General features: G+C 50.3%; 10 protein-coding genes and 1 other RNA gene. 9 read left to right on the top strand and 2 right to left on the bottom strand.

The window, feature by feature from the left end:
• Nucleotides 1–5: 5 nt before the first annotated feature.
• Nucleotides 6–2195 carry a heavy metal translocating P-type ATPase gene (locus RBH76_07775; GenBank protein WMJ82638.1) on the bottom strand — a complete coding sequence of 730 codons (2190 nt, stop codon included), beginning with the start codon at nt 2193–2195 and terminating at the stop codon, nt 6–8.
• A 4-nt stretch (nt 2196–2199) separates the two neighbouring features.
• Nucleotides 2200–2526, bottom strand: coding sequence for a metalloregulator ArsR/SmtB family transcription factor (locus RBH76_07770; protein ID WMJ82637.1), 327 nt, complete (start codon nt 2524–2526; stop codon nt 2200–2202).
• 128 nt (nt 2527–2654) lie between these two features.
• On the opposite strand from RBH76_07770, the gene RBH76_07765 reads away from it, so the two are divergent.
• From RBH76_07765 to RBH76_07725, 9 genes are all read left to right on the top strand, one after another.
• Nucleotides 2655–3863, top strand: coding sequence for an MFS transporter (locus RBH76_07765; GenBank protein WMJ82636.1), 1209 nt, complete (start codon nt 2655–2657; stop codon nt 3861–3863).
• A 170-nt stretch (nt 3864–4033) separates the two neighbouring features.
• Nucleotides 4034–6376: an anaerobic ribonucleoside triphosphate reductase gene (locus RBH76_07760; GenBank protein ID WMJ82635.1), complete on the top strand. Its 2343-nt coding sequence runs from the start codon at nt 4034–4036 to the stop codon at nt 6374–6376.
• A complete protein-coding gene (nrdD, locus tag RBH76_07755; GenBank protein WMJ82634.1) occupies nt 6366–6539 on the top strand; it encodes an anaerobic ribonucleoside-triphosphate reductase in 174 nt (57 codons plus the stop codon). The genes RBH76_07760 and nrdD overlap by 11 nt, the downstream gene beginning before the upstream one ends.
• Entirely contained in the window at nt 6536–7060 is a 525-nt protein-coding gene (gene nrdG / locus RBH76_07750) for an anaerobic ribonucleoside-triphosphate reductase activating protein (GenBank protein WMJ82633.1), read from the top strand. The genes nrdD and nrdG overlap by 4 nt, the downstream gene beginning before the upstream one ends.
• 595 nt (nt 7061–7655) lie before the next feature.
• Complete coding sequence (locus tag RBH76_07745) at nt 7656–8009, top strand: DUF1292 domain-containing protein (GenBank protein ID WMJ82632.1); 354 nt, start codon at nt 7656–7658, stop codon at nt 8007–8009.
• A 30-nt stretch (nt 8010–8039) separates the two neighbouring features.
• Nucleotides 8040–8247, top strand: a non-coding RNA gene (gene ssrS / locus RBH76_07740) — 6S RNA.
• A 410-nt stretch (nt 8248–8657) separates the two neighbouring features.
• Nucleotides 8658–9422, top strand: coding sequence for a M23 family metallopeptidase (locus RBH76_07735; protein ID WMJ82631.1), 765 nt, complete (start codon nt 8658–8660; stop codon nt 9420–9422).
• Between the two features lie 191 nt (nt 9423–9613).
• The gene (locus RBH76_07730) at nt 9614–11647 is read left to right on the top strand and encodes a catalase (GenBank protein WMJ82630.1); all 2034 of its coding nucleotides are present in this window, start codon (nt 9614–9616) and stop codon (nt 11645–11647) included.
• A gap of 7 nt (nt 11648–11654) precedes the next feature.
• A complete protein-coding gene (locus RBH76_07725) occupies nt 11655–12518 on the top strand; it encodes a polysaccharide deacetylase family protein (protein ID WMJ82629.1) in 864 nt (287 codons plus the stop codon).
• Nucleotides 12519–12562: the final 44 nt, after the last annotated feature.

Here is a 12562-nt window from a genome sequence, read left to right as displayed (position 1 = left end):
AAAGATTACTTCTCTGATAACAGTGTCAAAGAATTGAGCACCGCCAAAATGGTTACGCCAACATCTGCAAAAACGGCCATCCACATCGTGGCAAATCCAAGTGCGCCAAGCAGCAACACAGAGATTTTGATCGTGAGGGCGAATGCAATATTCTGATTAGCTTTTGCTACGGTTTTGCGCGCTATTTTTATTGCGCGGGGAATGGCGGTGAGCTGTTCGTTGACTAGCACGACGTCGGCTGCTTCAATCGCGGTATCGGTGCCCAGCCCCATTGCGATGCCGACATCTGCACCGGCTAATACCGGCGCGTCGTTGATGCCGTCACCCACGAATAAAGTGGTGCGATGGGTATTGCGCAAAGTGGCGAGACGCTCAGACTTCTGTTCCGGCAAAAGTTGGGCGAACACATTGGTGATGCCAAGCGAGGCTGCAATCTTTGCAGAGGCATTTTGTGCATCGCCGGTCAACATGGCAAAATCCGTAATACCCAAGTCGCGCAGCATCTCCAGTGCCTGAGGCACTTCTTTGCGAGGAAGATCGGTCAGAGTAAAGGCACAAGCCAGCCTGTTATCCACGGCCAGATAGATATTTGCGGGCTCCAGTGGGGAATAATCCACACCGTTTTGTGCCATCAGACGAAACGAACCGCACAAAATGCGTTTACCATCGTACATAAGCGAAACGCCCATGCCGCTATGTTCAGTAAAATCCGACACCAAAAAATCGGGTTGTTTCCCAGCAAAGGCCATGACGGCTTTGGCGGCCGGATGATTGGAATTTTGCTCGGCGGCGGCTGCGAAAGTGAGTAGCGTCTCTCGATCAAAACCTTCGACAAGTTTCATTTCCTCGACGATGGGAACACCCTGAGTTAGTGTCCCGGTTTTGTCAAACGCAATGCAGTCGGTTTTGGCCAGCGTTTCAAGATAACGGGAGCCCTTGACCAAAATACCCGCACGGGAGGCAGTGCCGATGCCCGCAAAAAACGTGAGCGGTACCGAAATGACCAATGCGCAGGGGCAGGAGGCCACCAGAAACACCAGCGCACGAGAAAGCCACATGCCAAAAGCACCAAAACCCAGTAGCGGAGGGAGAGTTGCCAGTAGAACGGCCAAAACCACTACAGCCGGGGTGTAGACCTTGGCAAAGCGCGAGATCAACTTTTCGGCTGAGCCCTTTTTGTCGGCCGCTTCTCGCACCATGCGAATGATGCGCGAGGCAGCGGAATCGGCAAAGGAGGTGGTGGTGCGGCAGGTCAGCAGCCCATCGAGGTTAATAGCACCCGAGGGTAACCGGGTTTTAGGTTCGCCTTGAATCGGAATCGGCTCGCCGGTGATGGCCGAGAGATCGATATAGCCCGCGCCCGAAACAATTTCGCAGTCAATGGGAACACGGTCGCCGGCCCGGAGCTGTATCAGACTACCGACCGTTACCAGCTCGGCAGCTATCTGGCGGGTTTGGCCGTCAGGCGAGATGATCAAGGCGGTGTCTGGTCGGATATTAGTCAACGCCTCAATATCGCGCTGGCTTTTGGCGATAGCGCGCGCCTCTAAGTAATTGCCTAAACGGAACAGCGCTGTTACGGCAAATGCTTCAAACAGGCTTTCCATCGGGTCGGACGAGGTGGCAGCCAAACCAAACGACGCAACGACTGCTATGGTCATCAGGCTCAGCTCATCTAACGCCTTCGATTTGATAATTGCCCTTATGCCCGAAACGAAGAGCGGATAGCCGATTAGTAGCGTGCCGATGCCCACAAGCCATGGGGCCATTGTTCCCCACGTCGGCAGAAATGCGGCGGCGACCAGTACGCCACCTATAATCGTCAGCGGACGCGAGTAAGGCGCAGTGAGCGCTTCGTCGTGACTGTGGCCGCAGCCGCAGTCATCCCCACAGCAGGAACAATGACCGGAGGCAGAGCAGCTGTCGTGGTCATGTTCATGGTGGTGCATGTCACCGGTCTCATGGTGCGCATAATCGCACTTATCCGCCGCATTATGCTGCTGGTGTAAATCGTCGTCCGTGCGCGAAAGCCGTTGGGCGGGGTCCTCGGGGTCGTCTCCTGGCGGATGCTCCTGACCGCCGCCACAATCGCACGCACCTGCGGTATCGATATTGACAGTGGATTCTGGTTGCGCATGGCAGCTGCATTTTTGGTTGTGGCAATTACAGTGTCCGTCGTGATGCTGATGGTTCATAAAATCAAATCTCCCTTACATGTTCTAAGCCCATTTTTAAAATTAAAGCAACATGAGAATCGTCCAAGGAATAAAAACTGCTGCGGCCGGCACGCCGGCATTTTACTACCCGGGCGTTTTTAAGAATGCGCAGCTGATGCGAAATGGCGGGCTGGCTCATCTCGAGGGCGGCGCATATCTCATTGACACTCAGTTCATCGTCCTGCAGTGCACAGATAATGCGTATGCGGGTTGAGTCGGCAAAGATAGAAAATATCTGGGTCAGCAGATCGAGCTCCCGATCGGTGGGAATGGCAACAACGGTAGGATCGTGAGTGTTTATACAAGCCATTGTTTCACCTCACTTTTTATGTATTTACATATTAACATATAAACATATAAGCAGTCAAGCATGCATTGAAGATTTTAAGGAAAGATTTTGTCGCGTAATGGGTAGACTAACTTTTGGGAGTGAATCGCATGAACAACGAACGCAGAGCGCGGCGAAAAATAATCTTGACTGGTGCGCTGATCACCGGTACTGGAATCGGTGTTTTCAGCAATTGTACGGGCGTTTTTGTAACGCCTGTCTGTAGCGCGCTTGGATTTTCGCGCGGTGGATTCACGCTGATTGGCACTATTTCAATTCTTTCCTCAATGATGGTGCTGCTGTTGTTTGGCCGGTTGTTACAAATTGTGCCGATACGTCGAGTTTTGATGGTGTGCGCGATTGTCTGTGCATCGGTGCCACTGGCATATTCCTTTTGTGATAAGCTATGGCAGTTTTATTTGTGCGCCTTTGTTAACGGCTTAGCGGTCAACGGCATGACAATGATGACTGTGGGTGTGCTGATAGAAAAAAACCTATCTGCAGACAGAGGCATGGCGACAGGCGCTTCGTTTGCTGGGGTTGGTATTTTTTCGTCTATTATGATTCCGCTGCTTCAGTTGACCATTCAGTACTATGGCTGGCGCTGGGGGTACCGCCTGCAAAGCGCGGTGGGATTTGCCGTGCTGCTACCAACCGTCTCTTTTTTGGTGCAAGATAAAGGTGGATTGAGCGACCGGAAAAAAGAAGAGGTAAGGGGCGTGTGCTGCGAAAAGGCAATTAAAACAACCGGGTTTTGGCTGTTGTTTGCCGGACTATTTTGCGCCAATTTTGTCAACCTGTCATTGTATAATCACGCCATCCCCTATCTGACCGACATCGGTTTTAGTGCGATGGCGGCAGCGATGATTTCTTCAGCCGCCACGCTGATGATGTCGGTTTCAAAGCCAGCCTACGGTGTGGCGTTGGATAAATTCGGTCTTAAAGTCGGCGCATTGTCGCTGGGTATGGTCTTGCTGGCTGGTTCGCTCATGGCGCTGGCACTGGTACAATACCATCAATTCGGCTTTTTATACTCGGTGCTGCTGGCGGGTTGTGCTTGCGCCAATGCCATCCCTGGCAATGTCTTTGCGGCGACATTGTTCGGAAGAAAAGACTACGCCCGTATTGTCTCACGGCTGACCCTCGCGGCTTCGGCGGGGGCTGCAAGCGGCGTTCCATTGGCGGGTTTTTTATTCGATCGAACCGGTAGTTACCACAATATGTGGCTGCTCTGTGCGGTTTTAAGTCTTATGGCTGGTTGGTTTCTATTTGCCGCGGTGGGCAAAACACCCGGAATAAAGGATAAGGAAGATCACTGAACTGGGTAAAAAAGCGTTATAAAAATAGTGAATTGTTCTAAATATCAAGACAAAAGGCACAAAAATATTAACGAAGCTTTTAACGATAAATAGAGCTTATTCAATTGACACATACCCTATATAGTGGTAGAATCAGATAGTCAAATACAATATATAGTGGAGGACCTCCAATGATTACTTCTATCATCAAGCGGGACGGCCGCATGGTTTCATTTGAACTTGATAAGATTACGCAGGCGATCTACAAGGCTGCGCAGGCGCTTGGCGGCAACGATCACGAAACCGCAGAGACGTTGGCCAATCAGGTGGTGACCTATTTGGAATCCAAGGGAAACCAGACCCCCACCGTCGAACAGATTCAGGACGCTGTCGAGCATACGCTTATCGAAAACGGCCATGCGCGCACTGCCAAGGAGTTTATTCTTTATCGCTCGGCACGCACCCGCGTGAGAGAGATGAACACCCGCCTGATGAAGATTTATGAAGGGTTGACCTTTCACGAGGCCAAGGAAAACGATATCAAGCGTGAAAATGCCAACATAGATGGTGACACCGCTATGGGTACGATGCTCAAATATGGCTCGGAGGGCGCTAAGCAGTTTTATGAGATGTTTATCTTAAAGCCCGAGCACTCCAAGGCACACATTGTGGGCGATATTCATATTCATGATCTGGATTTTCTGGCGCTAACCACAACCTGTTGCCAGATCGATTTGACCAAGTTGTTTGAAAACGGCTTTTCGACCGGTCACGGATTTTTGCGCGAACCCAATTCGATTCAAAGCTATTCGGCGCTGGCCTGTATTGCGATTCAATCCAATCAGAACGATCAGCACGGCGGTCAGAGTGTTCCGAATTTCGATTTTGATATGGCAAAGGGTGTGGCAAAGAGCTATCGTACGCTATATCGCAACAACCTGATCAAGGCCCTTGAGATGGAGGAGATCGCCAACGCCGACAAACTGGTGCGCGATACCCTTGCCAAGGTTGAGGAGAAAACCGGCCTGTGGCCAGCGGTGGATGCCAATAACGGTTACGCCGAGGCGGAGAAAAAGATTTTAGAGCCTACACTGAGCAAGGCGGTTTACGAAAAGGTCTATAAATTTGCCCGTAGGTTTGCCGATCAGGAGATAGATCGCAGTACCTATCAGGCTATGGAGGCACTGGTACATAACCTGAACACCATGCACTCCCGCGCGGGCGCGCAAATTCCGTTTTCGTCACTCAATTATGGTACCGATACCTCGCCTGAGGGACGAATCGTCACTCGCAACCTGCTGCTTGCCACCGAAGCGGGCTTGGGCAACGGCGAAACGGCGATTTTCCCGATCCACATCTTCAAGGTCAAGGAAGGGGTCAATTTTAACCCCGACGATCCGAACTATGACCTGTTCAAGCTGGCCTGCAAGGTGTCAGCTGAGCGACTCTTCCCGAACTTCTCATTTATTGATGCCCCCTTCAATCTCAAGTATTACAAGTCTGGCCGTCCTGAGACCGAAGTGTCCTACATGGGATGCCGTACCCGTGTGGTCGGCAACGCCTATGATCCCACCCGTGAGATCGTCACCGGCAGAGGGAATTTAAGCTTTACGTCCATCAATCTGCCGAGGCTGGCCATCAAAGCCAACCACAATCTGGACTTCTTCTTTGATCAGCTTGAACGCGAACTCGAATTGGTCATTAATCAGCTCACCGAGCGCTTTCATATTCAGGCTAGCAAAAAAGTCAAGAACTTCCCGTTCCTGATGGGGCAGGGCATCTGGATGGATTCGGATAAGCTTGGCACCGACGACACGGTTGGCGAAGTGCTCAAGCATGGCACGCTTACCGTCGGCTTCATCGGTTTAGCTGAGTGTCTAACGGCGCTGACTGGCAAGCACCATGGTGAATCTCAGGCTTCCCAGAATCTGGGCCTTGAGATTATCGGCTGCATGAGAAAGCGCATGGATGAAGAGAGCAAAAAGACCGGGATGAACTACACCGTTATCGCCACGCCGGCAGAAGGACTTTCCGGTAGGTTTGTGCGGCTGGATAAGAAGCAATACGGCATTATTCCGGGGGTCACTGATAAAGAGTACTACACCAACTCATTCCATATTCCAGTCAGATTCCCTATTTCGGCTTTTGACAAAATTAGACTTGAGGCGCCTTATCATGGGCTGACCAACGCAGGTCATATCTCTTATATCGAGCTTGATGGCGACCCGGTTAAGAACCTTGATGCGTTTGAGTCGATTGTTCGCTATATGAAGGAATGCGGCATTGGTTACGGTTCAATTAACCACCCTGTTGACCGCGATCCGGTCTGTGGCTACACCGGTATTATTGACGAGGTTTGCCCACGCTGCGGACGGCATGAGGGCGAGGCTATTTCGGTAGAAAAACTAAAAAAGCTTGGGGTATATAAGCACTTAAATTCAACAACGCTCGGTTGCTGTGGCGATATCGCCGAAGAAGCCGATCGCGTTCCAAATAATATCACCGATCAAGGAGGAGAAACAAATGAAAAATGATATAACATCAGTTGAGATGGTAGGCGCAGGTATAGGTTTTGAGCGTATCCGCAGAATTACAGGTTATCTTGTCGGCACGCTTGATCGCTTTAACAACGCCAAACATGCCGAGGTTAACGACCGGGTAAAGCACAGCCTTTCCGGCGGAATGGAGCGCCTGTGAGCGCCACCGAATTAACAGGCAGCATCAGACTCGCGGGCATTGTCCGCGAGTCTATTGTCGATGGGCCGGGCATCCGCTTGACGGTGTTTACTCAAGGTTGTCCGCATCACTGCCCTGGTTGTCACAACCCTGATACGCATGATCCACTGGGCGGCTATGATTGTACGCTTCAAAAAATTCTTGATGCATTTGATGCTGACCCGCTGCTGCGCGGCATTACGCTTTCGGGCGGTGAACCGTTTGAGCAAGCTGCCGGCCTACTGCCCTTAGCACAGGCTGTACGGCGCCGTGGTAAGGATGTGGTGGCCTTTTCGGGCTATACATTTGAGGAACTGTTGGAAAGAGGTAAAAAGGAGCCGGATATTATTGAACTGCTCTCGCTTTGCTGCCTGCTGGTGGATGGCCGGTTTGTTCAAGCACAGCGCGATTTGTCGCTTCGGTTTCGCGGTAGCCGCAATCAACGCCTGATTGATCCTCAAAGGTCGCTCAAAAGCGGGAAGCCTGTGCTTTCGGAATTATGAAAATTAAACGCCGTTTCCTCTATCGGGAAGCGGCGTTTAAAAACTAAGTATAAGATTGAGTGATACCGTTAAAAACTTATACATAATATTTTCAAAGGACATTTATAATGAACGCAAAACCCGAGAAAAGTAAAATTGGAAATTAATTAAGCGCCGCTTTCTCACTTTGAAAACGGCGCTTAACGCTTTGGAATATCAAACATTAATTTTTAAATTATCCTCTCTCTTAATCTATGTAAATTTGCGTTGGTATAAGGCGGTGCTGTCGGGTATGCTATGACAAATAGTATGTTGGCGTTAAAGAAGATTCTAAAAAGCAGATACGTTCTTACAGACCCAATACTTTAACCGACAGCAACAGCGCCAACGGGATAAACCGGCTCTTTGCTGCACATTGGAATCGCCCCCTTTCATTATTGTTAGATTTTACATTTGACTTTTCTGTATCTTTACTATAGCATACAAAGACAAAAGAGTCAACTATTTTCAACAAAATAAAATAAATTTGCATAAAATACCCAAAGGTCATTTTTCTTGACTTTCGTTTACGTATAGCGTAAACTATAGCTAGAAAAAGAGAGGAGCATAATAGATTATGAGCGAGCATTGCAACTGTGGTCACGACCATGAAGAAGATTGCGCTTGCGGCTGCGGCTGCGAATCGGGCGAAGGCGTCCTCACCCTCGTTGACGAGGATGGCGTTGAACATGAGTTTGAAGTGGTGGATATGATGGAGGAGGACGGCGTCCAGTATCTTGCCCTTATTCCAGTGATAGAGGATCCCGACGAGCTGCTGTCCGACCCGGGCGAGCTTGTGGTGCTCAAGGTTGTTGCAGAGGGCGTAGAGGAGTTCCTTGAGGCCATCGAGGATGAAGCGGAATTCAACCGCATTTCAGCTATGTTTATGGAACGCCTTGGCGAGGACTACGATTTTATTGACGAAGAATAATTACGTCTTATGGTCATAAGATAACATTACGATACCCTGCGATGTACGACATCCTTTTCCATTTATAATCCGACAAGCATAAATTTAGGGCTTTAAGTGTCTCCAGCAGACTAGTGCAGACCTCCCGCCTTCCCCCTGAGGGTTGCGTGGAAGAAGGGAGCGCGATGTTTGTGGGCGCTCACCCACCTGTCTAGGACGGGGTTTTATACGGGGAAGGTAACGGCATTGCGGGGTGTTATTTTATCCTGATAACGCGCTAAAAATGAAAAATCGCGTTTACGCGGAGCAGCGGAGACATTTGTCAACGCTGCTCCGCTTTTTTTGGCTGAAAATGCCTATCTGAGCTATGCGTTGTTGCCATGAGAATCATTTGATCTTGGGTGCCGCCTTTTCGTGAGCAGAAAGGTGCTCTAAAGATCGAGCGGGGATTTCTGCGCGTGTGACAAACGATAGCGCCAACCACAAGATGCTCAGCCGGCAGTTTGTTTATAAAAATGGGTTGTCACACTTACTGTTTAAATATTTTTGGGGCATTATAAAATCAGATTAGATGGTCTGCTAAATAAATGCAACTATAATTCTCTTTTTTAAAAAAGCAAAGCATAACCGGCACATGTTTCGCTCAAAATAAGGTCGGAGGTGCAAAAGATGTCTGATCGTTCCGAAAATAAATTTACAGGGTTTTTAAGTGGTAAAGGCTTTTATGTTGTGCTGGCTTTCTGTCTGGCGGGCGCGGGAACCGCGGCTTATCTCGCGATGGAAACCAGTACAGGAGATGCAACCGTTCAACCCCCGGCGCAGTCGAGTACGATAACGCGCCAACATTCAGCAGCGGATGAATGGAACTTCCCTCAGCTGGAGGAGGCGGCAGGAAAACAAGACGGCGTCAAAATAGAATCATCGCAACCGTCCTCCTCTTCCTCAAAGGTGCAATCCTCTTCGAGTCAGCCTGCCGAGCGATCCACCGGCTCAGGACAGTCCGGCGTGCCGGCGTCATCAGCCAAATTATCCTTGACCATGCCGATTGAGGGGGAAGTATTCACACCCTACTCCAATGGCGAACTGGTTAAGAGTGAGACACTGGGCGACTGGCGCACCCACAACGGGGTTGATATTGCAGCTGAACAGGGTGCAGCGGTCAAAGCAGCTGCCAAGGGCAAGGTGACGGCTGTGCGTTCAGATGCGCTTTGGGGCTATGTGGTAGAAATTACGCATTCAAACGGCGTAGTTACCAACTACTGTGGCCTAGCCAAACAGCTTTCGGTCAAAGAAGGCGATTCGGTCAAGTTGGGTCAGGTGGTCGGGCTTGTCGGCTATATCCCCGCTGAAAGCCTTATGCCGTCGCATTTACACTTTGAATGCAAGCAAAACGGCAAATTCATCGACCCCATGTCCGTAATGAGTAAGAAATAAGATGACCTAAAAAGCAAAGGGCTGCAAAAATGCGGCCCTTTTTGCATGCCCAAAACCCTAATTCAAAGTTTTAATTACACGATAATTTTTACGGCTTGGCAATAAGACTCAGAAATGTCACACAAGAGTTAATATTTACACGGCGATGCCTCATATACTTTTGAGAGAACAAAAAAGGAGGCTGAGGCGTCGTGCAAAGACCAACTGCTAATGACTTTGATCATGCATCGCTGGAAGCGATGATGGAACGATACCGTGCAGAGCTGCTACGTTATCAGCGGGCAACCCCGCCGGGCAAGCCAACACTGGCCCAAAATCTCGAAACTTCTGAAAAAGGCAGAATGGATCGAACTTCAGCAGTGGCGGAGCAAAAGCAAGCCGCGCCGCCCAAGGTAGAAGTAAGACAGCCGACGACACAAACTATATTAGAAAACAAAAAAATTATAGTGCAGCCTGAGGGCCGCCGCGAAAAAGTTATGGTTGAGACACCACCTATTATGCTGTTGCCAACAGCCCAGATACCCCGGCCCGATGCCCAAGTTGAAATTGGGGAACAGGCTATTGAACCGTCAACACAGGGTGAGGAAGATGAACTACAAATATTTGTTGAACCGTTGCAGCCGGCGGAGCCGCCCACATTGCCGGAACTGCCCACTTTGCAGCTACCGCAACCAGTTGACGCAACCTCACCGGGGCCGCCCACTTCGCAGCTATCGCAACCAGTTGACGCAACCTCACCGGGGCCGCCCACTTCGCAGCTATCGCAACCAGTTGACGCAGCCTCACCGGAGTCGCCCGCTTTACAGCTGCCGCAACCAGTTGATGCAACCTCACCGGAGCCGCTCGCTTTACAGTTGCCGCAACCAGTTGACATAACCTCAGAAAGCGCGCCCATGACAAATGTAATGATGACAGAAAACATAACAGAGACGCAATCTGTGCTCCCAAATGTACCCCAAAACAGTTCCGAAATGTTGCCGCAACTAAAGGAGGATGTTGCCCAAGCGCCTGCGCCTACACCACAATTGGCTACGGACAGCAATGCTGAGAAAAAGCCTCAAGCTATTGTGACACCGTCCGTAGCAACCGCACCGCCATCAAGCATGGCAATTGTCCTGCCAGAGCAGCAGCCTGAACCAATAAAAAATGATCGGGCTTTTGCGCCAGTCAAAACCCAACAGCCCGGTTGCATAGCGCACACCGAATTTGAAAAAGACGCAGGTGCTTACGGCGTTTTTCGCCCCTATGAGCGGATGGGCAAATATACCCTTGCCTCTTTTATGCAGACGCCGGGAGAGGCGGTTCAAACACTGGTGCGATTCGCTGCCGATGTGCCAATGGGCAGCGCTGATGCGATAAGATGTCGACGCAGCTTTACGGTCAAGTTCTTTTGCCGTGAGGGAGAGTATGACCTGTTTGGCATGCATCTGCCCGTCTCGGTGGGAACGACTGAAAACACGTTGACCGAATGCTGTGCCGCTTCGCGAGCCAACCCAAAAACCGGTTTGCGCACCCGCGCGGCGTTTTGGGAATTTCTTGTGACCCATCCGGAGGCGCTGCACGGTACAATGTGGCTTTATTCCGATCTGGGTACCATCGGCAGCTATCGCACAATTGATGGTTACGGACTGCCCTGTATTTGGGTGAACGCCAAGAATGAGCGCCGTGCGGTACGCCCGCGCTGGCTATCGCGGCAGCGCCCGCAAACACTGACGCGGTTTGAATCGGAAGAGCTGGCAGGCTCTGACCCCGATGGGGTGGCGCGCGACTTGTCTATCAGCCTTCAGGCGGGTGAACGTCCACAATATGAGCTGAGCATTCAGGTTATTGAACCAGAACAGTTTGCTTCATTATCTTTTGACCCCTTTGATCCGACAGCTATCTGGCCAACAGAACAGTTTAAGCTTCAGCGCATCGGGTTGCTGACGCTGGAAAGGCTACCGGATGATGTGCAGACCGAGCTTAACTGTGCGCGGTTCCAACCGGAAAATATCATTCCAGGTATCGAGCATGTGCCAGCTCCGGCTCAAAAGAGCGGCGACGATTTTACCCAAGTGCAGCAATATTTGCGTTCGCTGGGCGAATTTTCGCGGCACAGGCTGATAGATAATCTAACCGAAGAGCTTCTTAGGTTGCCTCCGCTGTTGCTTGAGCAGGTGCTTATCCTCTTTTCGAGAGCCGATCTTGAGTTTGGCCAGGCGGTGACGCTGGCTCTTGGCGGGTGAAGCATGAATGCGTAGATTTTTTTGCATTTCGGTACGCGCACGGGCAATATACTGCCTACTGATGACCGGATTGCTACTGCATATGTCGGTGGCGCTGCCCGCTTCGGCGGCCGCGGGCGCAGATGGGGTGGCGCTGCCAATTGTTATGTATCATAGTGTGCTCAAGGATAAGTCTCTGGCTGGTCCCTATACCGTGCCACCCGAGACTATCGAAAGCGATTTTGCTTACATTAAGGCGCATGGCTATACAACCATGTTTGTTTCAGAACTGGCCGATGCAGTATTAACGGGTCAGGCGCTGCCGGAAAAACCGATTATCATTACGCTTGACGACGGCTATCTCAATAATTTGACCTACGTGCTACCTCTTTTAGAAAAATACGATATGAAGGCAGTCGTCTCGGTGGTGGGCAGCTATTGTGAGTGCTATGCTCAGAAGCCGGATCCCAACCCCGCCTATGCGTACCTGTGTTGGGAGGATATTGATGCGTTAACCAATACCGGTCGAGTCGAAATAGGCAATCACTCCTACGATATGCACCGAAAGGATATTCGTAAGGGCGCTAAGAAAAAGCTTGGCGAAAGCGATGCCGATTATTACGTGGCACTGATAAACGATGTGGGCAAAGCTCAATCGCTGTTGGAAGAATACTGTGGTATTGTGCCCACGACCTTCACTTATCCTTTTGGGTATATCAGCAAAGATTCAATACCGATTTTGCAGGAGATGGGCTTTACCGCCATGCTAACTTGCTGCGAAAAGGTAAACATCATCACCGGCGATCCTGAGGTTTTGCAATCGCTGGGCCGATTTAATCGTCCTTATGGTGTTTCCACGCAGCGGTTCATGAAGCGAATGGAGGTAGAATAATAAAAATAAGTAGTAGCACTTTATATTCTAATATGTTATACTTA

Source organism: Oscillospiraceae bacterium MB24-C1 (assembly GCA_030913685.1).
Classification (GTDB): domain Bacteria; phylum Bacillota; class Clostridia; order Oscillospirales; family Ruminococcaceae; genus Yanshouia.
This window is presented reverse-complemented; position numbering and strand designations above follow the sequence as displayed.

Excerpts from the sequence above, each read along its gene's own strand:
- RBH76_07760 (WMJ82635.1), top strand. The coding sequence starts at position 4,034 with ATGATTACTTCTATCATCAAGCGGGACGGCCGCATGGTTTCATTTGAA.
- RBH76_07745 (WMJ82632.1), top strand. The coding sequence starts at position 7,656 with ATGAGCGAGCATTGCAACTGTGGTCACGACCATGAAGAAGATTGCGCT.
- RBH76_07775 (WMJ82638.1), bottom strand. The coding sequence starts at position 2,195 with ATGAACCATCAGCATCACGACGGACACTGTAATTGCCACAACCAAAAA.
- RBH76_07725 (WMJ82629.1), top strand. The coding sequence starts at position 11,655 with ATGCGTAGATTTTTTTGCATTTCGGTACGCGCACGGGCAATATACTGC.
- RBH76_07770 (WMJ82637.1), bottom strand. The coding sequence starts at position 2,526 with ATGGCTTGTATAAACACTCACGATCCTACCGTTGTTGCCATTCCCACC.
- nrdD (WMJ82634.1), top strand. The coding sequence starts at position 6,366 with ATGAAAAATGATATAACATCAGTTGAGATGGTAGGCGCAGGTATAGGT.
- RBH76_07735 (WMJ82631.1), top strand. The coding sequence starts at position 8,658 with ATGTCTGATCGTTCCGAAAATAAATTTACAGGGTTTTTAAGTGGTAAA.
- RBH76_07765 (WMJ82636.1), top strand. The coding sequence starts at position 2,655 with ATGAACAACGAACGCAGAGCGCGGCGAAAAATAATCTTGACTGGTGCG.